21 protein-coding genes and 1 tRNA gene are annotated in these 24,360 nt (G+C 67.3%); 13 read left to right on the top strand and 9 right to left on the bottom strand.

Features of this window, described 5'->3' with window-relative positions; all coding sequences use genetic code 11:
* Positions 1-13: 13 nt before the first annotated feature.
* Positions 14-478, bottom strand: coding sequence for a GatB/YqeY domain-containing protein (locus ACWGCN_RS28785; RefSeq protein WP_378994328.1), 465 nt, complete (start codon positions 476-478; stop codon positions 14-16).
* Between the two features lie 122 nt (positions 479-600).
* Between ACWGCN_RS28785 and ACWGCN_RS28780 the strand changes: the two genes are divergently transcribed.
* From ACWGCN_RS28780 to atzF, 5 genes are all read left to right on the top strand, one after another.
* Positions 601-1,563, top strand: a complete 963-nt coding sequence (locus tag ACWGCN_RS28780) for a metallophosphoesterase (RefSeq protein ID WP_101464816.1) — start codon at positions 601-603, stop codon at positions 1,561-1,563.
* 49 nt (positions 1,564-1,612) lie between these two features.
* Positions 1,613-3,199 (top strand): hypothetical protein, encoded by a 1,587-nt coding sequence (locus tag ACWGCN_RS28775; protein WP_452460076.1) that lies wholly within the window; start codon positions 1,613-1,615, stop codon positions 3,197-3,199.
* A gap of 67 nt (positions 3,200-3,266) precedes the next feature.
* A tRNA-Pro gene (locus ACWGCN_RS28770) sits at positions 3,267-3,340 on the top strand.
* A 383-nt stretch (positions 3,341-3,723) separates the two neighbouring features.
* Positions 3,724-4,428 carry a GntR family transcriptional regulator gene (locus tag ACWGCN_RS28765; protein WP_378994332.1) on the top strand — a complete coding sequence of 235 codons (705 nt, stop codon included), beginning with the start codon at positions 3,724-3,726 and terminating at the stop codon, positions 4,426-4,428.
* 10 nt (positions 4,429-4,438) lie between these two features.
* Positions 4,439-6,136: an allophanate hydrolase gene (atzF, locus tag ACWGCN_RS28760; RefSeq protein ID WP_452460077.1), complete on the top strand. Its 1,698-nt coding sequence runs from the start codon at positions 4,439-4,441 to the stop codon at positions 6,134-6,136.
* Here the strand turns inward: atzF and ACWGCN_RS28755 are convergent.
* Positions 6,093-6,761 (bottom strand): arsenate reductase ArsC, encoded by a 669-nt coding sequence (locus tag ACWGCN_RS28755; RefSeq protein ID WP_378994336.1) that lies wholly within the window; start codon positions 6,759-6,761, stop codon positions 6,093-6,095. The two genes, atzF and ACWGCN_RS28755, sit on opposite strands and share 44 nt — an antisense overlap.
* Before the next feature lie 762 nt (positions 6,762-7,523).
* Here ACWGCN_RS28755 and ACWGCN_RS28750 point away from each other — a divergent pair.
* Both ACWGCN_RS28750 and ACWGCN_RS28745 read left to right on the top strand, forming a co-directional pair.
* Entirely contained in the window at positions 7,524-8,762 is a 1,239-nt protein-coding gene (locus ACWGCN_RS28750; RefSeq protein ID WP_387445921.1) for an APC family permease, read from the top strand.
* Positions 8,763-8,837: 75 nt separating this feature from the next.
* Positions 8,838-10,181 (top strand): serine hydrolase domain-containing protein, encoded by a 1,344-nt coding sequence (locus tag ACWGCN_RS28745; protein ID WP_378994341.1) that lies wholly within the window; start codon positions 8,838-8,840, stop codon positions 10,179-10,181.
* Here the strand turns inward: ACWGCN_RS28745 and ACWGCN_RS28740 are convergent.
* Positions 10,178-10,585, bottom strand: coding sequence for a nuclear transport factor 2 family protein (locus ACWGCN_RS28740; RefSeq protein ID WP_452460078.1), 408 nt, complete (start codon positions 10,583-10,585; stop codon positions 10,178-10,180). The two genes, ACWGCN_RS28745 and ACWGCN_RS28740, sit on opposite strands and share 4 nt — an antisense overlap.
* 91 nt (positions 10,586-10,676) lie before the next feature.
* On the opposite strand from ACWGCN_RS28740, the gene ACWGCN_RS28735 reads away from it, so the two are divergent.
* Positions 10,677-11,234, top strand: a complete 558-nt coding sequence (locus ACWGCN_RS28735; RefSeq protein ID WP_378994345.1) for a TetR/AcrR family transcriptional regulator — start codon at positions 10,677-10,679, stop codon at positions 11,232-11,234.
* A 51-nt stretch (positions 11,235-11,285) separates the two neighbouring features.
* Here ACWGCN_RS28735 and ACWGCN_RS28730 read toward each other — a convergent pair whose 3' ends face one another.
* The 3 genes from ACWGCN_RS28730 to ACWGCN_RS28720 all read right to left on the bottom strand — a co-directional run bounded on the left by ACWGCN_RS28730 (position 11,286) and on the right by ACWGCN_RS28720 (position 14,297).
* A complete protein-coding gene (locus tag ACWGCN_RS28730; RefSeq protein ID WP_452460272.1) occupies positions 11,286-12,320 on the bottom strand; it encodes an aspartate-semialdehyde dehydrogenase in 1,035 nt (344 codons plus the stop codon).
* 3 nt (positions 12,321-12,323) lie between these two features.
* On the bottom strand, positions 12,324-13,589 hold the full coding sequence (locus ACWGCN_RS28725; protein WP_378638675.1) for an aspartate kinase: 1,266 nt from the start codon (positions 13,587-13,589) through the stop codon (positions 12,324-12,326).
* A 135-nt stretch (positions 13,590-13,724) separates the two neighbouring features.
* Positions 13,725-14,297, bottom strand: a complete 573-nt coding sequence (locus ACWGCN_RS28720) for a dihydrofolate reductase family protein (RefSeq protein ID WP_452460271.1) — start codon at positions 14,295-14,297, stop codon at positions 13,725-13,727.
* Between the two features lie 71 nt (positions 14,298-14,368).
* Here ACWGCN_RS28720 and ACWGCN_RS28715 point away from each other — a divergent pair, with 71 nt between their 5' ends.
* The 3 genes from ACWGCN_RS28715 to ACWGCN_RS28705 all read left to right on the top strand — a co-directional run bounded on the left by ACWGCN_RS28715 (position 14,369) and on the right by ACWGCN_RS28705 (position 16,777).
* Positions 14,369-14,941, top strand: a complete 573-nt coding sequence (locus ACWGCN_RS28715) for a TetR/AcrR family transcriptional regulator (RefSeq protein ID WP_378994352.1) — start codon at positions 14,369-14,371, stop codon at positions 14,939-14,941.
* 98 nt (positions 14,942-15,039) lie between these two features.
* On the top strand, positions 15,040-15,498 hold the full coding sequence (locus ACWGCN_RS28710; RefSeq protein WP_378994354.1) for an SRPBCC family protein: 459 nt from the start codon (positions 15,040-15,042) through the stop codon (positions 15,496-15,498).
* 76 nt (positions 15,499-15,574) lie between these two features.
* Positions 15,575-16,777, top strand: a complete 1,203-nt coding sequence (locus tag ACWGCN_RS28705; RefSeq protein ID WP_449970134.1) for a low temperature requirement protein A — start codon at positions 15,575-15,577, stop codon at positions 16,775-16,777.
* Here the strand turns inward: ACWGCN_RS28705 and ACWGCN_RS28700 are convergent.
* The 3 genes from ACWGCN_RS28700 to ACWGCN_RS28690 form a co-directional block, all read right to left on the bottom strand.
* Positions 16,764-17,597, bottom strand: coding sequence for an ion transporter (locus ACWGCN_RS28700; protein WP_379312504.1), 834 nt, complete (start codon positions 17,595-17,597; stop codon positions 16,764-16,766). The genes ACWGCN_RS28705 and ACWGCN_RS28700 overlap by 14 nt on opposite strands.
* Positions 17,598-17,714: 117 nt before the next feature.
* Complete coding sequence (locus ACWGCN_RS28695) at positions 17,715-19,325, bottom strand: GMC oxidoreductase (protein WP_452460270.1); 1,611 nt, start codon at positions 19,323-19,325, stop codon at positions 17,715-17,717.
* 118 nt (positions 19,326-19,443) lie between these two features.
* On the bottom strand, positions 19,444-20,211 hold the full coding sequence (locus tag ACWGCN_RS28690) for a sulfite exporter TauE/SafE family protein (protein WP_379312502.1): 768 nt from the start codon (positions 20,209-20,211) through the stop codon (positions 19,444-19,446).
* Between the two features lie 299 nt (positions 20,212-20,510).
* Between ACWGCN_RS28690 and leuA the strand changes: the two genes are divergently transcribed.
* Both leuA and ACWGCN_RS28680 read left to right on the top strand, forming a co-directional pair.
* Positions 20,511-22,307 carry a 2-isopropylmalate synthase gene (gene leuA, locus ACWGCN_RS28685; RefSeq protein ID WP_387445928.1) on the top strand — a complete coding sequence of 599 codons (1,797 nt, stop codon included), beginning with the start codon at positions 20,511-20,513 and terminating at the stop codon, positions 22,305-22,307.
* Between the two features lie 314 nt (positions 22,308-22,621).
* On the top strand, positions 22,622-24,358 hold the full coding sequence (locus ACWGCN_RS28680) for a nucleotide-binding protein (RefSeq protein WP_452459566.1): 1,737 nt from the start codon (positions 22,622-22,624) through the stop codon (positions 24,356-24,358).
* The last annotated feature ends 2 nt before the right edge of the window (positions 24,359-24,360 follow it).

Genomic DNA, 24,360 nt, shown 5'->3' with positions numbered 1-24,360 from the left:
CCTTTGCTCGTTTCTACAGCCGGGCCTTGACCGCGGCGGAGAGCCGCGAACCGTCGGCCTTGCCATCGGCCAGCGCGGTGGCCGCCTTCATGACCTGACCCATCTGCTTCATTCCCGGACGCTCACCGAGCTGCTCGGCCACCTCCGCGATCGCGGTGTCGGCGACCTGCGCGACCTCGGCGTCGTTGAGCTGGGTCGGCAGGTACTCCTCGATGATCTCTTCTTCGGCCCGCTCGTTCGCGGCCAGTTCACCGCGACCGTTCTGCTCGTAGATCACGGCCGCCTCGTTGCGCTTCTTCGCTTCCTTCTGCAAGAGCGACACGACATCGGCATCGGAGAGTTCGTGCGCCTCCGTACCGGAGACCTCGGAAGTCTGGATAGCGGCGAGCAGCATCCGCAGGGTCGCGAGACGCAGTTTGTCCTTGGCTTTCATCGCGGTGGTCATATCCGCGCGCAGCTTGGCTTTCAGTTCCGACATGCGGTTTACCGTAGTCGTTCGCTCAGTGGAGTCCCATCACATTTTCGTCGCAGCGAAAATTCCAGACCGTTTGTGCGGAAACACACGCGCCGATCCGGGAGGGGGTCGCCTATGCTGGGCAAATGCCCGTTATCTCGACGTCCGCTGTCCGCCGAACCGCGTTGGGAGCCGCCGGGGCCGCCGTCGCAGGCATCGGCTACGCCACGCTGATCGAACGGAACGCGTTCGTCCTGCGCGAAGCCACGATGCCGGTGCTCGCGCCCGGTTCGCCGACGTTGCGCATTCTGCACGTCAGTGACCTGCACATGATGCCGGGCCAGCAGCTCAAACAGCAGTGGCTGCGCGAACTCGACCGCCTCGAACCCGACCTGGTCGTGAATACCGGCGACAATCTTTCCCATCCCAAGGCCGTGCCCGCGGTGGTGCAATCCCTCGGTGCGCTACTGGCCCGACCCGGCTTGTTCGTGTTCGGTTCGAATGACTATTTCGCGCCGGTGCCGAAGAATCCGCTGAAGTATTTCAAGAAAGATCACCGTCGCGTCTACGGCGATCCGCTGCCGTGGAAGGACCTGCGCGCGGCATTCACCGAGCGCGGCTGGCTCGATCTGACCCACACCCGGCGCGACCTCGAGGTGGCGGGCATCCGCATCGCCAGTGCCGGCGTCGACGACCCGCACCTGCAGCGCGACCGCTACGACACCGTCGCGGGCGCACCGAACCAGCTGGCCCAGCTCAGCATCGGTGTCACGCATTCGCCCGAGCCGCGCGTGCTCGACCGCTTCGCCGAAGACGGCTACGACCTGGTGCTGGCCGGTCACACCCACGGTGGGCAGCTGGTCGTCCCCGGTTACGGCGCGCTGGTCACCAACTGCGGTATCGACAAGTCCCGGGTGAAGGGTGCCTCGCAGTGGGGCGAGCACACCCAGCTGCACGTCTCGGCCGGCATCGGCACCTCACCGTGGGCGCCCTACCGCTTCTGCTGCCGTCCCGAGGCCACGCTGCTCACCTTGGTCGGCGCCCAGCCCAAGCGGCCGTCCGCCGACACCGGCTTCGGCATTTCGACCTCGGAGGCCGTCGCCCGCTAGGGTCTGGCTCCGAACGACATTGTCATTGAGGTGTCATCAGGAGACGACCGTGAGCAGTGGATCCGACGACAGGCGCGACGACCCGACCGTATTCGGCGGGCCCGGCGCACCGAACCAGCCCGACCAGCAGTGGCAGCGGCCCGGTTCGCCGGATCCGGCTGCGGAACAGCCGAATCCGGGCGCACCAGATCCCACCGCGGTGTGGACGCCGGGCAGCACCGGTCTCCCTCCGACCCTGCGCTGGGACGGCTCCGGGCCACCACCCGGGCTTCCCGAACCCACGCAGTGGGCGCCGGCGGGTCCGCAGGATTGGCAGGATTCCGGTAATCCCGCTGCGGGACAGCAGGTTCCGCAGCCGGGACAGGCCGACCCCACCCAGCTGTGCCAGCCGGCACCGTGGCCCGGGGCGAATCCGCCTGTGGGCCAGCCGGGTTCGAATCAGCCTTGGCAGCCCGGCATGAATACACCCGCCGGACAACCTGGCCAGCCGTGGCACCCCGAGGCCCCGCAGCCGGGCGGCCCGGTAGCTCCCGGCGCCAATTTTCCTGGCGGACACCCTGGTTCGAATCAGCAGTGGCAACCGGGCATGAATCCGCCTGCCGGACAACAGCCTCCGGGTCAGTGGGGCGCGCCGGTACCTCCCGGTCAGCAGTGGGGCGGTCCCTCGGCCGGTGCGCAGCACCAGTGGGGCGCCCCGGCGAATCCGCCCGGTCAGCAGCAGTGGGGCACGCCGGCCGGGCAGGCAGACCCGACCAGAGTCGGCGCACCAGGCTGGCAGCAGCAGGCACCGCAGCAATACGGCGAAATCCCCCCGCTGGATCACCAGGGCATCCAGCCTTACGGCCAGCCGCTCCCGCCCAACCAGAAATCCGGGAACAAGGCGGCGATCTGGGCAGCGGCAGGTGTGGCGGCGCTACTTCTGGTCGGCGGCACGATCACCGCGGTCGCGCTCACCCGCGGCGACGACGCACCGACGACCACCGCGGGCGGTGCTCCTTCGATGGTCAGCGCCCTGTCCACCACCCCGGCACCGGCCTCGTCGAGCAAGCCCAAACCCAGCACCACCACCCCCTCCCCCTCGGGCGCCGCATCGAATCGCAAACCCCTGATCGAGGGCTACCAGGTAGTCGCCTCCCCGGACCGTGGCGCCGCCTACGACGTCCCGGCAGGCTGGAAGGTCGCCACCGAAACCACCATCGGCGGCGTCGGTGAACCCCCGGGCGACTCGGTGATCGGCAAGGGCTACGCCTCCGACGGCCGCGACTACTGCCCGAACTCCACCCGCACCATGTCGCTGCTCACCGGCTCCAAGAACGCCGACAACGCCGCGGCTGGCGCCGAACTCGGCACCAAGGCCGCCCCCCTCGCCTACCAGGGCTCGAAAGGCACCCCCGGCCCCGCCCAGCCACTGAAGTCGATCGACGGCAAAACCGAGGGCATGTTCACCGAGACCACCGGCACCGTCCCCGCCCCCAAACCCGGCTGCGCCGGCACCTACTCCGTCTACACCTACGCCTTCAAAGGCGCCAAGGACGGCAGCTTCGTCATGGTCATGATCGCCGACACCGGCGTTCCCGGCGCCATCGACGCCGCCGAGGCCAAGCGCATCTTCAGCTCCATCAGATCCCTCGACTAACCCCCATCTGACCAGCCAATTTAACGTTTCACGACCCCACGTTGTAAGCTACTTCAGGTTCGCCTCACGGGGTGTGGCGCAGCTTGGTAGCGCGCTTCGTTCGGGACGAAGAGGTCGCAGGTTCAAATCCTGTCACCCCGACGTGTTGGTTGAGACACAGAAGAGCCCCTGATCAGTTCACTGGTCAGGGGCTCTTCGCTTGTCTGTGGGGGTTTGCGGTCGAGGGGGTTCGGCCAGCAGATGGTGAGGGCCGTGAGGGAGATCAGGCTGAGGATGAGGGCCAGGATGGTGGGGCACATGGGGGTCGCCCTTCCGGGGTGAGCGGAGTGGGAGCGCGGCGGTGGGCTCGTGGTCGAGTGTGGGCGCCTCCATGGCGAACGGGGTTGCCTGCGTGTTCGGGGTTGGTTGAGAAGTTCTCCCCACGCGAGGTTGCGCGTGGTGAGGGTGTCGGTGTGAGCAAGGGATAACCTGCCGCTTACTTTCTGTCACTTGATAGAAATTCGCGGTCGATAGCGTATACACCCATGTCGACAAGGGTGGATGCACCGGCCGAGGGCTCGGGAAGGCCGTTGCGTGACGTCGTGTACTCGACGTTGCGGGGGGAGTTGATGAACGGGGACATCCGGTTCGGGGAGCGGCTCACCGAACCCAAACTGTCGACCAGGTTCGGAATCTCCCGCACGCCGGTTCGGGAAGCACTCACCATGCTCTGCTCGGACGGGCTGTTGCAGCGCGAGGAGTTCGGGTTCAGTCCGGTGCGGCCGAGTGTGGCGCGGATTCGCGATCTCTACGAGCTGCGGCTGACCCTGGAACTGGGTGGCATGACGCGGGTACGAGCGGATCCGCGGATCACCCACGACACCGCGCTGCTCCACGCCGAGCGGCAGAAGTGGCTGGCGCTACAGGCCGACCCGCCCGCCCAGGAGCCGGGTTTCGTCGTCGTCGACGAGGAATTCCATGTCGCCCTGCTGACCGCGGCGGGCAATGCCGAGATGGTGCGCGCCCTGGTGGCGGTGAACTCCCGGATCCGGCATGTCCGCATGTACGACTTCATGATCAACAACCGCATCGAGACCACGATCAGCGAGCACCTCGGCATTCTCGACGCCGTCCTCGCCGGTGATCTCACACTGGCCCAGCAGCTCTTGCACACCCACATCGGCGATTCGCTGGATGTGGTGCTCGAGCGGATCTCGCGTGCTGTCGCCGCCATGTCGCTGAGTGAATAGAGGAGCGTTTATGTCTGCCACCCCGACCGCACGGGTCGCCGCCGCCTACGCACGAATCGCCGAGGTGGATCGGCCCGAGGTCTGGATCACGCTGCGCTCCCAGGAGGTGCTGACGACCGAAGCCGTCGACCTGGAACGCCGTGTCGCCGCGGGCGAGCAGTTGCCGCTGGCGGGCCTGCTCCTCGCGGTGAAAGACAACGTCGACGTGGCCGGCTTGCCCACCACCGCCGCCTGTCCTGAATTCGCTTACGAGGCAACGGAAACTGCGTCGTCGGTGCAGCGGCTGGTCGCGGCGGGCGCACTGGTGCTCGGCAAGACCAACCTCGACCAGTTCGCCACCGGGCTCGTCGGCACGCGCAGCCCCTACGGCGCCGTCCGCAACGCTCTTCATCCCGAATTGATCTCCGGCGGTTCGAGTTCCGGTTCCGCGGCGGCGGTCGCGCTCGGCATCGCCGACCTGTCCATCGGCACCGACACAGCGGGTTCGGGACGCGTACCCGCCGCACTGCACGGTATCGTCGGCATCAAGGCCACGCTCGGCGTGATCCCCACCCACGGCGTCGTCCCCGCCTGCGCCGACTATGACGCGGTCACCATTTTCGCCGCCGACCTGGACCTGGCGGTCACCGCCGTGAAGACGATGGCGGGCAAGGACTCTCGCGACCCACGCAGCCGCGAATGGCCCGCCGACGTCCGCCTCGCGGCATCCGCCGAGCCCGAGATCGCCATCCCCCGGCCCGAAGACCTCGAACCGCTGAGCCCGGCCTACCGAACGGCGTTCACGGAAACTGTCGCGGCCCTGCGTGATCACGGCCTGCGCCTCACCGAAATCGATATCTCGCCACTTCTCGACGCGGCCCGACTGCTCTACGACGGCGCGATAGTCGCCGAGCGGTACGCGGCGGTCGGCGAGTTCGTCGACAAGGGCGCACCGGGTCTCGACCGCACTGTCGCCGGAATAATCAGTGCCGCACGAGCACTCGACGCGCGCGCGTTCGCGCAGGACCTGGACGCCCTGGCCCGAGCCCGCACCACCGCGACAACGCTGCTCACCGGCTTCGACGGCCTCCTACTCCCCACCACCACCGAACACCCGTCGATCGCCGAAGTGGAAGCCGACCCGCTCGCGATCAACCGCCGTCTGGGCACCTACACGAACTTCTGCAACCTCCTCGACCTCGCCGCCGTCGCGATCCCCGGCAAGCCCACCGCCGATAACCTGCCGTTCGGCGTCACGATCGCAGTCCCCGCGTTCGCCGACCAATCGGCGGTCGACCTCGCCGCGCGCATCCTCGGCACCCCGGCGCCGCTGCTCGTGGAAACCGGTGTGCCCCTTGCCGTGTTCGGCGCCCACCTGCGCGGCCAACCGCTGCACTGGCAACTCGAACAACTCGGCGCCCGCTTCGCCGGCGAGATCGCCACCTCCGATGCCTATCGCCTGACCGCCCTCGACACCACCCCGGCCAAACCCGGACTGGTCCGCCACGGTGAGGGACAAGGCGCACCGATCCTCGGCGAGCTGTTCCTCGTCTCCCCCGCGGGCCTCGGCCGATTCCTCGCCGAACTACCGCCGCCGATGGCCCTGACCAGTATCGATCTCTCCGACGGGCGCGCGGTGGTCGGCTTCGCGTGCAGCTACGACGCCGCCGTCGCCGCCACCGACATCACGCGGTACGGGAGCTGGGTGGCGTATCTACGGGATCGGTGACGTCGATACCGAGCTCGGCGAGCAGGCCCGTCACGCGATGGCCGATGTCGTCGCGGATGGGCCGCACCTGCTCGGTCTCGAGGCCGGCCGGATCATCGATGATCCACTCCACGTAGCGCACCCCGGGCACCAGCGGACAGGTATCGCCGCAGCCCATCGTGACGATCACATCGGCGGCACGGATGATCTCATCGGTCCACGGTTTCGGGTACTCGCGTGAGATGTCGATGTCGACCTCCGCCATCACCGCCACCGCGGCCGGATTGAGCTGCCCACTGGGCACCGACCCGCCCGACCAGGCCACCGCTCGGCCCAGCGCCAGCTCTTCGAAGAATCCGAGCGCCATCTGCGACCGGCCCGCGTTGTGGGTACACAGGAACAGCACCGTCGGACGCGGCCGGGCCACCTTGCCCTCGATCTTGGCCAGCGCCTGCAACCGTTGGCGCCCGAACCGCTCGGCCAGCAGCGGTAAGTACAGGGTCACCGTCGCCCGAGCAGCGAAATTCTCGTAGGAGGAATGCAGGAAACGGTGGATCGTCTCCAGCTCGAACATCGTCGCGAATTCTTCGCGCAGCCGCGCCTCGGCACGGTCGAGCGCGTCGGAGTGCTCCGCTATTTCGACCACCCCCCAACACTTACCCGAATCCGGGCCATACGCAAACGCCCGGGCCGATCACCCCTCGATCGACCGGCCCGGCACGCGTACTCACCGACACAACGTGGAACATCTTCGGCCCAGCCCGTCGGTGTGGTTACCGTCGGCAGTGCGTCTTCAGCGTCTGGAAGAGCCACCTTCTGGTCTGCACCGCCGGGTCCGACCGATCACCCCTCGAGACCGATCGGACCCGGTTGTTCCGGTGTCTGAAGCAACAATGCGGTGTCGGTCTCTAGAGCTTCTTAAGAACAACTTGTCGGCGAAGTCGGGTTTTCGGCGATGATAGAAGTACCGACGCAAGGAGATCGACCATGGAAACCGCGATCGTCTGGTTGCTGGCAAGCCTTCTGTACTGGTTCAGCAACTTCTGATCCCCTGACACCGTCCACGAGAGAGCCCGGAATCAGGCCCTTCGCCCACCCATGAGACGAGGCAGGTACGCGTATCGCCGTACCTGCCTCGTGCCGTTGTGTGGATCACATCGAGCCGCCGGAATAGTTCACCGGCAGCAGCGGTTGGACTCACTGTCGACGTCCGAACAGCCCCGGGCCTCACCCCATTTGTCGCTACGAGCGACCACCCGCCGAGAGGCGCTTGTGGGGCGTCGGCACCCTGACGGGCCGTCCTCGAGGCGGCCCATCGACTCGAACGCCGCCAGGTCACCCTCATCGACCTGGCGGCGTTTGCCGTATCCGGGTCGCGGGCCACGCGCGTGTGCTCGAGGATGGGTGCATGACTTCGGATGGGCAGTTGCGGCGGGGGCTGGGGCTGGGGGATTCAGTAGTGGTGGGGTTGGGGGCGATGGTGGGGGCCGGGGTGTTCGCGGCGTTGGGCCCTGCGGCGGGGGTGAGTGGGTCCTGGTTGCTGGTGGCCTTGGGGGTGGCCGCGGTTATCGCCTATTGCAATGCGATGTCGTCGGCGCGGTTGGCTGCGCTGTATCCGGTGTCCGGGGGGACGTATGTGTACGGGCGGGAACGGCTGGGGGCGTTCTGGGGGTATCTGGCGGGGTGGGGGTTCGTGGTCGGCAAGACGGCGTCGTGCGCGGCGATGGCGTTGACGGTGGGGAGTTACGCGTGGCCTGAGCAGGCGCACGCGGTGGCGGTGGGGGCCGTGGTGGTGGTGACGGGGATCAACTATGTGGGGGTGCAGAAGTCCGCGCTGGCTTCGCGGGTGATCGTGGGCGTTGTGCTGGCGGTGCTGGCGGCGGTTGTCGTGGTGGGAGTCGGTGGGAGTCATTCGGGGGCATCGGTTCTCGACCAGGAGATCGGGCCGTACGGGGTGTTGCAGGCGGCGGGGTTGTTGTTCTTCGCATTCGCCGGGTATGCGCGGATCGCCACGCTCGGCGAGGAGGTGCGTGCGCCGGAGCGGACCATTCCGCGGGCGATCATGCTGGCGCTGGCAGTGGCATTGGCGGTGTACGCGCTGGTGGCGGTGGCCGCGTTGCTGACGTTGGGGTCGGGTGGGCTGGCGGCCGCGCGTGATCCGCTCGCGCAGGTGGTCGAGGCGGCGGGGGCGGGATGGCTGGCGCCGGTGGTTCGGGTGGGTGCGGTGCTGGCAGCGGCGGGTTCGCTGATGGCGTTGGTCTTGGGGGTCTCGCGGACCGCACTGGCGATGGCGCGCGACGGGCATCTGCCGCGGGCGCTGGCGATGATCCATCCGAAATACGCGGTGCCGCATCGGGCCGAGCTCGCGGTGGGTGTGGTGGTCGCGGTGCTCGCGGCGACGGTGGATCTGCGCGCGGCGATCGGGTTCTCCTCGTTCGCCGTGCTCGCCTATTACCTTGTCGCCAACCTGTCCGCGGCCACGCTGACCGCCGCCGAGGGCAGGCCGCAGCGCTGGGTTCCGGTGCTCGGAGCGGCGGGTTGCGTGGTGGTCGGGTTCGCGTTGCCGATCGAGTCGGTGCTGGCCGGACTCACGGTCCTCGCGGCCGGCGCGGGGGTCTACGGGATTCGCAGTGTTGCGGGGAAGTGAACATGCCTGTGATTAGGGGATTCAGCGGCCACGCTATACGGGTTACGGTGCGCGGCACGGGCTACTCTCGCCCGCATGCGGCACATCACGGGCGTTTTCGCGGGAACGATCGCTGCGGTGCTGGCCTCGGCGTGCCTATTCGCCGTTCCGGCGCACGCCGCGCCGAGTACGACCTGCGAGGTGACCTCAGGTCGCGACCTGGAGCGCGCCGAGCCCGAACAGGTGGGGCTGGATTCGGCGAAAATCGAAGCGGCACTGCAGTTCGCGGCCACCCGCAACCGGCTCAATGTCCAGATCTTCCGGCACAACTGTCTCGTCGGTGAGGGCCTGCGCAACGACGAGACCGGCAATACGCCGTGGAACGTCTGGAGCGTCACCAAGTCGGTGGTGTCGATGCTGGCCGGAATCGCTTCCGACGAAGGCAGAATCGATATCGCCGCCCCCATCGACCGCTACCTGCCGCCCGGACTCGGCGACGCGGCGCACCGGTCGATCACTGTCGAGAATCTGCTCACCGAGACCTCCGGCATGCAGGTGGGAGTGCTGTCCGAGGGCATCACCGCGGTGATCCCCATCGACCCGCACTCGGCGGTGCAGGCGCTGTCGGTGCAGCTGACCAATCCGCCCGGCACCACGTTCAGCTACAGCCAGCGCAATGTCGATCTGCTGTCCTACGTGATCGAGCTGGCCGTCGGCGAACCGCTACAGCAGTTCGCGCAGCGGGAATTGTTCGACCCGCTCGGCATCCCGCGCAGCGACTATTACTGGGCAAGCGACCGATCCGGTCATACCTACGGCTACGCCCATCTCCTGCTGCCGCCCAACGACCTGGCCAAGATCGGCCTGCTCGTCTCGAACGACGGCCGCTGGGGCGCCGACCGGGTGATCTCCTCGGACTATCTGCGCAAAGCCCGCACACCGTCGGCGGCGAACAGTTGCTACGGCTACCTGTTCTGGCTGGGCGCCGATTGCAGCGAATCCCCCGACTTCCTGCCCCCCGACACGTTTTTCATGTCCGGACTCGGCCTGCAGAACGTCTTCTTCCTGCCGAGCCTGGACATGACGGTGATGTGGACAGGCCCGTTCGGCAACCAGACCGCCTACGGCCCGAGCGGCATCCTCGCCCACGCCGAAGAACTGCCCCACGAGTTCTTCCGCCGTCTGTTCGCCGCCGTCACCGATGCCGCGGTGCCGATCGCCGAACCGTACGTGGAGCCCCCGCTGGAATTCGACGCGGGCAAACTCATCGACGCCAACATCCTGCTGGCCGTATTCGGCATCGGCCCCGGCGCCTACCCCGGCTGCACCGTCTTCGATTGCCTCAACCAGCCCCTGGCCGCCCCCTTCGCCAGCATCCCACCGGGCTGCGCCATCCTGGCCTGCGTGGGCCACGACCCACGCACCCCGGGAATCCGTTAGCCGTTCACAGCCGCGGCGAGTCGGCCCGAGTCCAGGTAGTCGCGAAACAGCACCACTTCCCCCTCCCGAACCCGGATCACTGTGATGGCGGAGCGCACTCGGATCCGCTCCGCCCCGGGCTTGGTCACCTCGACCTCGGTCTCGACCACCACGGTCTCCGGATCGTCGGTGGCGTAGATACGGGGATGAACCGCGTGGATCCGGACCGATGACGTGGCGGCCCAAGCCTCTTCCAGTGCGGCACGGATCGCTGCCCTGCCCTCGATCCGAGCTGGTGCGCCCGGCGGCGTGAACGGCAGCTCGAAAACGCCGTCGGCGGCGAACGACTCGGTGAACGCGGCCGCGTCGCGGGCGGGGAGAACGGCCATGAGCCGTTCGGCGACCTGGACCGGAGTGGGGATCATCGGCGGCCTTTCGATGAAACGGAACGATGGACCCGCTTATCATCCGGAACGCTCGTCCCGCTTGTCAACGGCCGCCGATACAATCACAGCCGTGACCGATGAACCACGCCCGCTGCGCGCCGATGCCCGCCGCAACCGCGAACGGGTGCTGGCCGCGGCCCAGGAAGCCTTTGCCGCCGAAGGGATTTCGGTTCCCCTCGACGACATCGCCCGGCGCGCCGGCGTCGGCGCGGGCACCGTCTACCGGCATTTTCCGACCAAGGAAGCGCTGTTCACCGCCGCGATCATCGACCGAGTCGAACGTGCCGCCGCCTACGCGCGCGAACTCGGTACCGCCGACGACGCGGGCAGCGCCTTCTTCGAATTCCTGGCCTTCCTCGGTAGCGAGAACGGCGTGAAACGCGAGCTGGCCGACGCGGTCGGCTCGGAGCGGCTGGCCGCGCTAGGACCTACCGCCGACCTGAGTACGGCGATCGGGATCCTGCTGGTGCGGGCGCAAAAGGCGGGCGCGATCCGACCGGACCTGGAGGTCGACGACCTGATGCTCATCCTGAAAGCGGGGTTCGCCGCCACCCGCGACGCCGACGATCGCCGGCGCCGTCTCACCTTCTCGGTCATTCTCGACGGGTTGCGCCGGGTCGAGCCCTGACAACGACAAAGGCCGGGCACACCCGAAGGTGGCCCGGCCGTCGACGGGTGATCAGCGGTTCTCGAGCAGAACTTCCGCGATCTGAATCGTGTTCAGCGCGGCGCCCTTTCGGAGGTTGTCGCCCGAGATGAAGAGCGCGAGACCGCGACCGCTCGGCACGCCCGGATCCTGGCGGATGCGGCCGACGAGGGAGTCGTCCTGGCCTGCGGCGGCCAGCGGGGTCGGCACGTCGACCAGACGGACGCCCGATGCCTTGGCCAGCAGGTCCTTGGCCTGCTGCACCGAAATCGGTTCGGCGAATTCGGCATTGATCGACAACGAGTGCCCGGTGAAGACCGGGACCCGCACGCAGGTGCCGCTCACCAGCAGATCGGGCAGGCCCAGGATCTTGCGGCTCTCGTTGCGCAGCTTCTGGTCTTCGTCGGTCTCGAAGGAACCGTCGTCGACCAGCGCACCGGCCAGCGGGATCACGTTGAAGGCGATCGGCGCGACGTAGTTGTTCGGCGCGGGGAACTCAGCGGCCGAACCGTCGTGCACCAGCTTCTCCGCGTCGGCGGACACCGCGCGGATCTGCGAGGCGAGTTCCTCGACACCGGACAGACCGGAGCCGGATACAGCCTGGTAGGACGACACGATCAGGCGCTGCAAACCGGCCACGTCGTGCAGCGGCTTGAGCACCGGCATCGCGGCCATGGTGGTGCAGTTCGGGTTCGCGATGATGCCCTTGGGCAGGTTGCGGGTGGCCTCGGGGTTGACCTCCGACACCACCAGCGGCACATCGGGGTCTTTGCGCCATGCCGAGGAATTGTCGATCACGGTGACGCCCGCCGCGGCGAAGCGCGGGGCCTGCACACGCGACATGGTGGCACCGGCCGAGAACAGCGCGATGTCGAGGCCCGACGGATCGGCCGTCTCGGTGTCCTCGACGACGATCTCGCCGCCGCGCCAGGGCAGCGTCTTGCCCGCCGAACGCGAGGAGGCGAAGAACCGCACCTCGTCGGCCGGGAAGTTGCGCTCTTCGAGCAGCTTGCGCATGACGGCGCCGACCTGACCGGTCGCACCGACAACACCTACACGTACACCCATTGCTTAACGCCCCGTTCCGCCGTGGACGACAGCGGCTTCGTCGCCGCCGAGATCGAATGCCTTGTGCAACACCTGCACCGCTTCATCCAGTTCCGTATCACGCACGAGCACCGAGATCCGGATCTCCGAGGTGGAGATCAGGTCGATGTTGACGCCCGCGTTGGCCAGCGCCTCACAGAAGGTGGCGGTGACGCCCGGGTGCGACTTCATCCCCGCGCCGACCAGGGAGACCTTGCCGATGTGATCGTCGGAGAGGATCTCGGCGAAGCCGATCTCGTCCTGGCGCTCGGTGAGCTTCTGCACCGCGCGGACCAGGTCGGTCTTGGGGCAGGTGAAGGTGATGTCGGTCTTGCCCGTGTCGACCTTGGAGATGTTCTGCAGCACCATGTCGATGTTGATCTCGGCGTCGGCCACCGCGCGGAACACCTTGGCCGCGTAGCCCGGCTCGTCGGGCAGGGCGACGACGGTCACCTTGGCCTCGCTGCGGTCGTGTGCGACGCCGGTCAGGATTGCCTGCTCCACGGGAATGTCCTCCATCGATCCGAAAACAGTGGTGCCGATCTTGTCGGTGTAGGACGACCGAACATGAACGGGAACGTTGTAGCGGCGCGCGTACTCCACGCAGCGCAGCATGAGCACCTTCGACCCGCAGGCCGCCATCTCGAGCATCTCCTCGTAGGAGATCTTGTCGAGCTTCTGGGCGTCGGGGACGATGCGCGGGTCGGCGGAGAAGATGCCGTCGACGTCGGTATAGATCTCGCAGACATCGGCTTTCAGCGCCGCGGCCAGCGCGACGGCGGTGGTGTCGGAGCCGCCACGGCCCAGCGTGGTGACGTCCTTGCTGTCCTGGCTCACGCCCTGGAAGCCGGCCACCAGCACGATCTGCCCCTCGGCCAGCGCCTCTTGCAGGCGGCCCGGGGTCACGTCGATGATCTTGGCGTTGCCGTGCGCGCCGGTGGTGATCACGCCGGCCTGCGAGCCGGTGAACGAGCGAGCTTCGGCGCCGAGCGTGTGAATAGCCATGGCCACCAAGGCATTCGAGATGCGCTCGCCCGAGGTGAGCAGCATGTCCATCTCGCGAGCAGGCGGCGCCGGGGCCACCTGCTCCGCGAGATCGAGCAACTCATCGGTCGTGTCGCCCATCGCCGAGCACACGACAACTACATCGTGCCCCTGCTTCTTGGTCTCCACGATCCGTTCAGCGACGCGCCGGATCCGCTCGGCGGTAGCCACCGAGGATCCTCCGTACTTCTGAACTACGAGAGCCACAGCAGGTCCTTCACGATCGAGTGTCAGGTTGGTATCAGCGACCAAGAGTACCGGGCGCGGGCCACCGGTTTTGCTGCTACCTGCCCTGCCTGTGGAAAACGACACAGGCTTGTCACCTGTGGATAACCACGGAATTCACGCGCGATCGAACCAGGTGACCTGCGTGCCGTTGTCGAATTCCTTGCGCTGTACCGGAACGAACTGTGTCGGTTTGAAGACGCCGGTGAAGACCGGGACACCCTCGCCCGCGACGATCGGATAGCTCTTGATGATCATCGCGTCGATCTCGTCGAGCAGCTGCCCGGCCAGCTTCCCGCCGCCACACAGCCAGATGTCGCCACCCTCGCGCTGCTTGAGCTCGCGCACCAGCTCGACGGGATCACCGGAGAAGATCTCGACCCCGGGATGGTCGGCCTGGTCGAGCGTGGACGAGACGACGTACTGCTTCAGGTGCGAGAACGGGCTCTCGACGTGCTCATCCGGCAGCACGTAGGTGCCGCGCCCCATCAGCACGGTGTCCCAGTTCTTGGCAGGCAGGTCGGGGTCCATGCCGAAGTGCGCGCGCAGGTGGGTCGGGATGGCGTCGGGAAACTCCGTCATCATCCACTCCACATAGTTCTGCGGTGTCGGATAGAAGTCGACCTCGCCGCCGGAGCCCGCGATGTAGCCGTCCAGGGAGACGCCGATGTAGTAGACAAGCTTTCGCATGGTTACCGCCTCAGATGTAGTACTCTGTTTGAAGTGGTTTCAACGTAGTACTACGGATGGAGTGGTGTCAAGTGCGAACAAATCCCGAACGTCGGCAAGCCCTGCTCGACGCGGCCATCGAGGTCCTCGCCGACGAGGGCGCCCGCGGCCTCACCTTCCGCGCGGTGGACAAACAGGCGGCCGTCCCAGCGGGCACCGCGTCGAACTACTTCGCCAATCGCGACGAACTGCTCACCCAGGCCGGCGTCCGCTTCTACGAGGTGGTGCAGCCGAGCGAGGAGACGATGGCCCTGGTCAGCGACGGCCCGAAGGACATCGACAACATCACCACGCTGATGAAAGAGGTGGTCGGGCGCATCGAATCGCATCGCAAGGCCTATCTCGCGCTGCTCGAACTACGACTCGAGGCAACCCGGCGGCCCGAACTGCGCACGGTGCTCACCGAACGCGTCCGGGCCGACATCGATTTCAACGTCCGCAACCATCTGGCGTCCGGCCTGCCCGGCGATGCGGAGTCGGTACTACTGCTCTATCTGGCGCTCAATTGGCTCATCGTCGAACACCTCACACTGCCCGGAATCTTCACCGAGGAGCAGAGCATGGCACTGATCGAAACGGCCGTCGAGCGTGTGATAAGCAGCTGACCCGGTCATTTGTCCAGACCATAGACGTGTTGACGATCACTGGTACCACTGTGCACAATCGGGCGCGAAAGCTGCGGGGGTTCGGAGGATAGACACAGATGCGCTCGAAGATCGACATCCGATTCACCGTTGACGCCGAGATCGACCAAGTGATGGACGCACTACTGGCCGTTGACCTGATGTCGGAGTGGTCGACCTCGCTCAGTGATGTCCGGGTCGGGCCGCGCGATGCCGACGGCAGGCCGCGCCGAGTTTTCGCCACCGCCCACTTCATGGGTAACTCCGACGCCCAGGTGCTCGAATACTCCTGGGAGCAGTACCGGTCCGAGTGGCGGGTGGTCGACAGCAGCCGCGGTTCCAAGGGCGGCGGCTGGATCGAACTGGTCGACACCCCGGAGGGCACCGAGGTCGACTACCACGTAGAACTCTCCCTTCCGCTGCCCATTCCGGGCATCCTGTTCAACCGAAGCCTGCGCAAACTGCACGACGAGACGGTCGCGAACTTCATCGACTTCGCCGAGCGGTACCCAGAGGTCGGTGGCTTCGCGGCCGGCTAGTTCGCGCCGTCGCCGAACCCCCGCGTCGTCGATCTTCAGTCCGCGAATCGCGACCCGGGGTGCGAATATTGACCCCATGATCGGAAATCGACGGGTCCGGTTCCAGCCCGTCACCGAAGAGAACTCGGTGACCCAGCTCGAGCTGTTCTTCGACCTGGTGATCGTCTTCGCGTTCACCATGGTCACCGCACTGGCCGCCGACGACACCACCGCGGCGAACATGCTGCGTGCGACGCTGGTACTGGCCCTGATGTGGTGGCTGTGGATCGCGTATTCGTGGCTGGGCAATGTGGTGCGCGCCGACGAGGGCATCACGCGGGTCGCGATGTTCGTCGCGATGGGCGGTGCGTTCCTGGCCGCGCTCACCATTCCCGAGGCCTTCAGCGATCTGGCCGGTGGCTGGTTCGGTCCGCTGGTGTTCGCGGTGGCCTATCTGGTCGTGCGACTGGTGCACGTGGTGGTGTTCTGGACGATCAGCGCCGGGGATGCCCAGCTGCGCAGGCAGTTGCTGCGCTGGGCGGTCGGCTCGGTCACCGTCGGAACGACACTGCTGGTCGTCGCCGCGATGACGACCGGTCTCACCCAGATCCTGCTGTGGCTCGCCGCGATCGTCGGGGACATGGTCTGGACCTGGGCGGCGGGCACCGACTGGCGCCTCAACTCGGCCAAGCACTACTCCGAACGCTACGGGCTCATCATCATCGTGGCGCTGGGCGAATCCATCGTCTCGATCGGCATCGGAGTGGCCGGACTGCCCATCTCGTGGCCGATCACGCTCGGTTCGATGCTCGGCTTGGCCATATCCGGCCTGCTGTGGTGGCTGTACTTCGATGTCGCCGCGATCTCGATCGAGCACGCGTTCGCCCATGCCAAGGACGCGCGACAGATCAAGATCGCCCAGAACACCTACATGTACGGGCATTTCCCGATGATCGTCGGCATCATCGGGCTCTCGCTCGGCTTGAAGAAGGTGCTGTACTACGTGGGCGATTCCTCGCACCACACGCTCACCGATCCGCTGTACGGCATCCCGCTCGGTGCGCTCTACGGTGGCCCCGCGCTGTTCCTGCTCGGCATCACGTTCGCGAAATACTATGCGACCAAGTCATTGTCGACCGAACGCCTGGTGGTAGCCGCGTTGCTGTTCGCGCTCATCCCGTTCGCCGCGCACCTGCCCGCGCTCGCCTCGCTCACCCTGCTGTGCGCGCTGCTGTCCGTGCTGGTGATCTTCGAGACCCTGCGCTTCGCCCAGCCGCGCGACCAGATCAGGCACGCTTGACCTGACCGAGGTGGTGGCGCACGCCGTGCTCGGCGGGCGTCGCCCCACGGTGTGAGGGCGGGACCCGCACCCCGGCACGCACCGCGTCGTTGATCTGGTCGAGGTTCTCCCGCAGCATGTCCGCGACCAGTTCGTCGGTGCGCGGGTCGTCGAGCAGCTGGCGCAGCATCCGGTAGACCGTGTCGGCGACGAGCCGGATGATGTCGTCGTGGAACGGGACGTAGCGCAGTTTGCCGGTCTGAGGGTCGTTCTTGATCAGGTCCATGATCAGCTGGTCGACCTCAGCGTGGTTCTCCTCCAGCGCGGCGGCGATGTTCTGGGTGTAGTGGCCCGCGCGCAGGACCTTGGAGACCTCGTCGAGGATCGCGATCGTCATCGGACGCTTGATCACGTCGACGATCGTGCCGACGAACCGGTTGACGATCGTCGCGGTGACCCGCTCCCCCAGCGCCCGGTCGGCCACCCGGCCCAGCCGGATCAAGATCACCACGATGCGCAGCAGCCGGAAACTGCGGAACAGCGGGCTGGTCACCGGGATCATGCCGAGCACTTCGTACCAGTAGATGAACGGGAACGACCACGGCCACCCCGCACGCCGCCAGCGCCAGACGAACTCGACGAGGAAGATCGCGCAGATCGACGTGTCGACGATGACGATCGCGTGGTACGTCGGACCGCTGACCTCGAAGAAGGTGATCCACACGACCAGCACCACCGAGATGATCGCGAGGATCAGCATGAGGATGTCGGTACGCAAGGTCGGCGTTTTCGAGCGCACGTCCGGCAGGGCCTCGACCCGTTCGATCCCCGGTGAAGCCACTGTTGCTCCTGAATATCTGGCGGTCGGCGCCGCGTAGGTCGGCCTTGACGTCGCTGCCCACGCTAATTGGTCGACCGACGCCGCGAGGGGAGTTGCCGACGCCGGTCGGTGGCGTGTTCAGCCGCGCAGGACGGCCTCGATGTTGCGTTCCGCCAGTGCGGTGATGGTCAGGGACGGGTTGACCGTCGCGGTGCTGCCGGGAATCGCGGCACCGTCCATCACGTAGAGGCCGGGGTGTCCGTGGACGCGGCCGAAGGCGTCGGTGGCTTTGCCGAGGACCGCGCCGCCGAGCGGGTGCGCGGTGAACTGGGCGTTGGCGTCGTAGCCGAGCGCGCCGTACTCGGCGACCGCGCCCGCGCGCTCGGCGATCCGGTGGTCGACCACGCGAGCCGCCGCGGCGACCGCGTGCTGCGTGGCCGCCGACCAGTTCAGGCCGACGCCGCCCGACGCCGTGTGATAGCCGAAACGGGCACGGGTCGGATCGAGGACCATGCCGAGCGAGGCCAGCGCGCCGGTCTCGAACGGGATACCGGGGATGTACCAGTTCTCCAGGGTGAGGGGCACGTTGGATTCGTCGTGGATCCGGCTGGCGCTCGGCACACCTTGGCCCTGCCCCGCGATAGCGCTCGCGCCGCGGGCCAGCACCACGTCACCGTTGGTGCCGAAGCCGTCGCCGATGTGCTCGTTGAGGTTGGGCAGCGTGCCGGTGGCCTGGGCGCGGACCAGCAGCTCCGAAGTACCGATGGAGCCCGCGCCGAGGAACAGCTTGTCGCACGTCAGGTTGCGGGTGCTCAGCACCTGACCGGTCGGGGCCAGCTTCGATACGGCCACCACGAACCTGCCGCTCGCCTCCTGGGCGATGGCGTCGACGCGATGGCCGGGGAACACCTGGGACTTGCCGGTCTCGCGGGCGTAGCGCAGGTAGTTCTGGTTGAGGTCGAACTTGGCGCCGTTGGAGTTGCCGAGGTTCGAGCGGGCCGAGGTGGCGGATACGCGGGAGGTGCCCGCGAGCTCGCTGCGCAGCACGTCCCAGGTGAAGATCGAGTCGTTGGGCAGCGGCTGGTATCCGGCCGCGCGCACCTGGTCGTCCCAGGCGCGCGAGTGCGCGAACGGCGAGGAGTTGTAGATGTCGGCCGGCATCGTGTCGAGCCGCAGCATCTGGCGCACCCGCGGGTAGTAGACGCTTTCCAGCTCGCCGTAATCGACGACGCCACCGAAGACCTGGTCGAACAGTGTGCGTTGCGGAGCCACCATCGCTCCGCTGAAGATCACCGAACCGCCACCGACCGCGGCGGCGCGCCACACGTCGAGCCCGGAATATTCGGTCACATCCAGCACCCCGCCGAACGCGCTGAAACTCATCGGCACCTTGGTGACGCCGGTGAAGCTGGTGCGATGCCAGAACCCGCGGCCGTCGGGCAGATCGTCGCCGGTGAAGATCTCGCGCCACGGGTCGTTGGGCCAGTGTGAACCGCGCTCGAGCACGGTGTTGGCGATCCCGGCCTCGGCCAGGCGCAGCGCCGTCACGGCGGCGCCGAAGCCGGATCCGATGACGATGGCCTGCGTGTGGGCGGGTGCGTCCGGAATCGGCGCGAAGATCTCCGGCACCCAGGACTGGAACATCGCCTCGCGCGGATCCGCCGAAGCGGGCACGCTCGCCAGCGTCGTTCCCACAGCACCGGCAACAGCCGCCAGTCCCGCCGCCTTGAAAAAGGCACGTCTGTGCACCAGGCCACCTCCCTCATCACGCATGGCCGACGCGAAGAATACCTTGCAAACCGGACAATCGCCCGGTCGTACGGGTATTTGTCACATGTCATGGCGACGCGTGGTGCGGGGTGGGACCTCAGCTGGTGAGCAGGCGGATCACCGCGATCGTGCCGACAACCACGATCACCCCTCTGAGCGCATTCGGCGGTAACTTCCGCCCGACCTTCGCGCCGAGCTGCCCCCCGATGATCGAGCCGACCGCGATCAACGCGACCACCTGCCAGTCCACCTCCGCGATCGCGATGAAGATCACCGCCGACACCCCGTTGACGATCAGTGCGAGCACGTTCTTCACGCCGTTGAGCCGCTGGATGTCCTCGTGCACGAACACCCCGAGCAGACCGATCAGCAGCACACCCTGGGCGGCCCCGAAGTAGCCGCCGTAGATGCCGGTGGCGAAGACCGCGACCAGCAGAATCGGGCCGCCGTGTTCCGGCGCCGCCGACGCACCGTTCGCCCTGCGCTGCTTCACCCACGCGGCCAGTCGCGGCTGCACGACGACCAGGATCAGCGCCACGATGATGAGGACGGGGACGATCGCCTTGAACGCCTCCGCGGGCATCGTCAGCAGCAGGATCGCGCCGGTGATGCCGCCCAGCAGCGACGCGGTGCCCAGCTGCAGCAGTCGGGACCGCTGCCCCTCCAGTTCCCGCCGATAGCCGATCACCCCGCTCACCGAGCCGGGGACGAGACCGATCGTGTTCGACACATTCGCTGTCACCGGCGGCAACCCGAACGCGAGCAGCGTGGGAAAGGTGATCAGCGTGCCCGATCCGACGATCGTATTGATGCCACCCGCCGCGATGCCCGCGGCGAAGACGGCCACTTGTTGTAACCAAGTCATGCGAATTCCTTTGGTACGTCTCGTCGGACGCGAAGGTCCGTACAAGCGTGCGTTATGGGGGAAACCGTACTGGTCAACCGGTGAGCGAAAGCCAGCGGACTCGGTTCACCTAATTGGCCCGGGTCGCTTACGAGCAAGGGTGGGCACGCGGTAAGCTCGAAGGATCATGCTGCAGCGGGCTCTTCTTCTCGGCCGCCGCGACGGGTCCTGATACGGACCGGCTCCCGTCGCGGGGTTCCAACGCGCCGGTCGACCCGCTCCCATTCACGGGAATCCATCACACCCACGGAGAAACTTGCATGTCCTCGGCTGACGCATTCGTATCCGCTTCGCGCACCATTTCGGCCCCCGGCAAACCCGCACCGGCCGACCAGCCCGCCTGGAACACCCAGAAGAACTCCTCGATGCCGTCGTTCCGGTATCGCCCCTTCGCCGAAGAGGTCGAGCCGATCACGGTGCCCGACCGCACCTGGCCGGACAAGATCATCGATCGCGCCCCCGCGTGGTGCGCCGTCGACCTGCGCGACGGCAACCAGGCCCTGATCGACCCGATGAGCCCGGCCCGCAAGCGCCGCATGTTCGACCTGCTGGTGCGGATGGGCTACAAGGAGATCGAGGTCGGTTTCCCGGCCGCGAGCCAGACCGACTTCGATTTCGTCCGCGAGATCATCGAAGACGGCGCGGTCCCCGCCGACGTCACCATCCAGGTCCTCACCCAGTGCCGCCCCGAGCTGATCGAGCGCACCTTCCAGGCCTGCGCGGGCGCACCGAACGTGATCGTGCACTTCTACAACTCCACCTCGATCCTGCAGCGTCGCGTGGTCTTCCGCGCCGAGCGCGACGCGGTGAAGAAGATCGCCACCGACGCGGCGTCGCTGTGCCTGGAGATCGAGAAGCGCTACCCCGACACCGAGTGGCGCTACGAGTACAGCCCGGAGTCCTACACCGGCACCGAGCTCGACTACGCCCGCGAGGTCTGCGACGCGGTCTCCGAGATCATCGCGCCGACCCCGGCCAAGCCGCTGATCATCAACCTGCCCGCGACCGTCGAGATGGCCACGCCGAACGTGTACGCCGACTCGATCGAGTGGATGCACCGCAACCTGGCCCGCCGCGACTCGATCGTGCTGTCGCTGCACCCGCACAACGACCGTGGCACCGCCGTCGCGGCCGCCGAACTGGGCTACCAGGCCGGCGCCGACCGCATCGAGGGCTGCCTGTTCGGCAACGGTGAGCGCACCGGCAACGTCTGCCTCGTCACCCTGGGCATGAACATGTTCTCGCGCGGCATCGACCCGCAGATCAACTTCTCCGATATCGACGAGGTCCGTCGCACGGTGGAGTACTGCAACCAGCTGGCCGTCGCCGAGCGTCACCCCTACGGCGGCGATCTGGTCTACACCGCCTTCTCCGGCAGCCACCAGGACGCGATCAACAAGGGCCTGGATGCGATGAAGGCCGCCGCCGACGCCCAGGGCGCCGATGTGGCCGACATCGTCTGGGAGGTCCCGTACCTGCCGATCGACCCGAAGGATGTCGGCCGCACCTACGAGGCCGTCATCCGGGTGAACTCGCAGTCGGGCAAGGGCGGCGTGGCCTACATCATGAAGACCGATCACGGTCTGGTGCTGCCGCGTCGCCTGCAGATCGAGTTCTCGCAGGCGATCCAGGCGATCACCGACGGTGAGGGCGGCGAGGTGACGCCCAAGGAGATGTGGGACGTCTTCGCCACCGAGTACCTGAACCCGATCCTGCCGCTCGAGCGGATCAAGCAGAAGGTCACCGCGGCCGAGACCGACGGCGGCGTCGACTCGATCGTGGCCACCGTGAAGGTCGACGGCGTCGAGCAGGAGATCAGCGGTTCCGGCAACGGCCCGCTGGCGGCGTTCGTCGACGCGATCGCGACCGTGGGCTTCGAGGTCCGCGTCCTGGACTACAGCGAGCACGCCATGTCCGCGGGCGACGACGCCCAGGCCGCGGCTTACGTCGAGGTAGCCATCGGCGACAAGGTCGTCTGGGGCGTCGGCATCGCCACCTCGATCACCACCGCCTCGCTGCGAGCCGTCGTCTCGGCCGTGAACCGCGCGGCGCAGTAGCTTGCGCTATGGCGGCCGGGACCTGAGGTCCCGGCCGCGTTTGTGCCTGTGGATAGATTCTCGGGCCTGTGGACAACTTCGGTTCGCCCGGTCGGCCTCGTTCCGGATATACCGGTTGAGCTGGGAGCATTCGAATTCGCTCTGGGGCATGGGAGTTACTGCCCCCGACGCGCGAAAATTGCCTCCGTGTTAGCGTTTTAGGGCATATTCAGCGCCGAGCTTTCCTGCTCGTTCAGCGAGCAAGTGGGGGAACTGTGACCAACAACGACCATAATCCGACCTCGCCGCCGTGGCTGCAGAGTCCGTCGGCTGACGTGTCCGAAGCTGCGTCCGGTCCCTCCGGTGTGCAGACCGCGACCGAGGACGACATCGAGCCCGCCGACACCGCTGCCGAGCCGACCGGTGACGCCGTCGAGCCGACGACCGGTGACCAGCCCGTCGCCGAGCCCGGCGCGGCCGGCCTCGCCGACCAGACCGTGTACCAGCCCGCCGGTTTCGCGCCGCCGGGCCAGTTCGCGCAGGGCGCGCCGTACTCGGTGCCGGATCCGTACCAGAACAACGGCGGGCAGCCGCCGGTGAACGGCCCCGAGCAGCAGCCGTGGCCGGGTCAGCCGGGCGAGCAGCCGTGGCTTCCTGGTCAGCCGAGCGCCGAACAGCCTTACCCCGGTCCGCACGCGACGGGCGAGCAGCCGCAGCCCGGCGTGCCGCCGCAGTACCCCGGCGCGGAGGGTCAGCCGTACCCCGGTCCCGAACAGCAGCAGCAGTTCCCCGCCCAGGAGCAGGGCCCGCAGTCCGAGCCCATCTACAGCTGGGCGCCTCCGCCGCCGCCGATGTACCAGCAGCCGATGCAGGGTGGGATGCCGCCCGGTCAGCAGCCGGAACAGCCGGGGCAGTTTCCCGGCCAGCATCCCGATCAGGGACAGTTCCCCGGTCAGCACGGGCAGTTCCCCGGCCAGCTCGGCCAGCCTGGTCCCCCGCCGGGTCAGCAGTGGGGCGGCGGACCGGCTCCCCAGCAGCAGCAGCCGTTCCAGCCGCAGCACATGCAGGCACCGGGCCAGCCCGGCCATTCGGTGAACGACCTGAACCTGCTCAAGCGCGCGCGGAAGTCGCCGCGCAGCGGGTGGCGCAAGGCTGTGCACAAGGTGTCCGGCGGTGTGATCAACCCGGGTGAGTCGGCGGCGGATGTCGTCTACCGCGATCTCGGCGAACGGGTCAACCAGCCCGTGCGCGGCGATTACCGGATCGCGATCCTCTCGCTCAAGGGCGGTGTCGGCAAGACCACCACCACGGTCGGTCTCGGCTCCACCTTCGCATCCCAGCGTGGTGACCGCGTCATCGCTATCGATGCCAACCCCGACCTGGGCACGCTCGCCCACCGGGTACCGCGCCAGACCCGTTCGACGGTGCGCAACCTGCTCGAAGACCAGCAGATCACCCGCTACTCGGATGTCCGCGCACACACCTCGCAGGCCCCGAGCCGACTGGAAGTGCTTGCCTCCGAACAGGATCCGGCCGTGTCGGAGGCCTTCAGCGAGGCCGACTACCGCAAGGCCATCGGCATCCTGCAGTCGTTCTACAACATCATCCTCACCGACTGCGGCACCGGCCTGATGCACTCGGCGATGTCGGGCGTGCTGGACATGGCGAGCTCGCTGGTGCTGGTCACCTCCCCCGCCATCGACGGTGCGCGCAGCGCGTCGGCGACGTTGGACTGGCTCGATCACCACGGCTACTCCAAGCTGGTCGAACGCACCGTCGTCGTCGTGAACGCTTCTCGCCGTGGCGCTTCCACGGTCGACCTGGATCAGCTGCGCAAGCTGTTCCTCGACCGCACCCGCGCCGTGCAGATCGTCCCGTTCGACGATCACCTGGCCGAGGGCGCCGAGATCGATCTCGAACTGGTCAGCAAGCCGACCAGGCGGGCCCTGCTCGAACTGGCCGCGATGGTCGCCGACGACTTCAGCTACCACGGTCAGCAGCACCAGCAGCAGCAGCCGTATCAGCCGGGCCAGCCCTACCCGGGTCAGCAGTACCAGCCGGGTCAGTTCTGAGG

This window comes from Nocardia sp. NPDC055050 (genome assembly GCF_053608345.1).
Note: the sequence above shows the minus strand (reverse complement) of the source record. Positions and strands in the feature narration are given on the sequence as shown.

Bases quoted from the DNA above. Each gene is read 5' to 3' on its own strand.
- ACWGCN_RS28785 (WP_378994328.1), bottom strand. From the start codon at position 478: ATGTCGGAACTGAAAGCCAAGCTGCGCGCGGATATGACCACCGCGATG.
- ACWGCN_RS28780 (WP_101464816.1), top strand. From the start codon at position 601: ATGCCCGTTATCTCGACGTCCGCTGTCCGCCGAACCGCGTTGGGAGCC.
- ACWGCN_RS28765 (WP_378994332.1), top strand. From the start codon at position 3,724: ATGTCGACAAGGGTGGATGCACCGGCCGAGGGCTCGGGAAGGCCGTTG.
- atzF (WP_452460077.1), top strand. From the start codon at position 4,439: ATGTCTGCCACCCCGACCGCACGGGTCGCCGCCGCCTACGCACGAATC.
- ACWGCN_RS28750 (WP_387445921.1), top strand. From the start codon at position 7,524: ATGACTTCGGATGGGCAGTTGCGGCGGGGGCTGGGGCTGGGGGATTCA.
- ACWGCN_RS28745 (WP_378994341.1), top strand. From the start codon at position 8,838: ATGCGGCACATCACGGGCGTTTTCGCGGGAACGATCGCTGCGGTGCTG.
- ACWGCN_RS28740 (WP_452460078.1), bottom strand. From the start codon at position 10,585: ATGATCCCCACTCCGGTCCAGGTCGCCGAACGGCTCATGGCCGTTCTC.
- ACWGCN_RS28730 (WP_452460272.1), bottom strand. From the start codon at position 12,320: ATGGGTGTACGTGTAGGTGTTGTCGGTGCGACCGGTCAGGTCGGCGCC.
- ACWGCN_RS28720 (WP_452460271.1), bottom strand. From the start codon at position 14,297: ATGCGAAAGCTTGTCTACTACATCGGCGTCTCCCTGGACGGCTACATC.
- ACWGCN_RS28710 (WP_378994354.1), top strand. From the start codon at position 15,040: ATGCGCTCGAAGATCGACATCCGATTCACCGTTGACGCCGAGATCGAC.
- ACWGCN_RS28705 (WP_449970134.1), top strand. From the start codon at position 15,575: ATGATCGGAAATCGACGGGTCCGGTTCCAGCCCGTCACCGAAGAGAAC.
- ACWGCN_RS28690 (WP_379312502.1), bottom strand. From the start codon at position 20,211: ATGACTTGGTTACAACAAGTGGCCGTCTTCGCCGCGGGCATCGCGGCG.
- leuA (WP_387445928.1), top strand. From the start codon at position 20,511: ATGTCCTCGGCTGACGCATTCGTATCCGCTTCGCGCACCATTTCGGCC.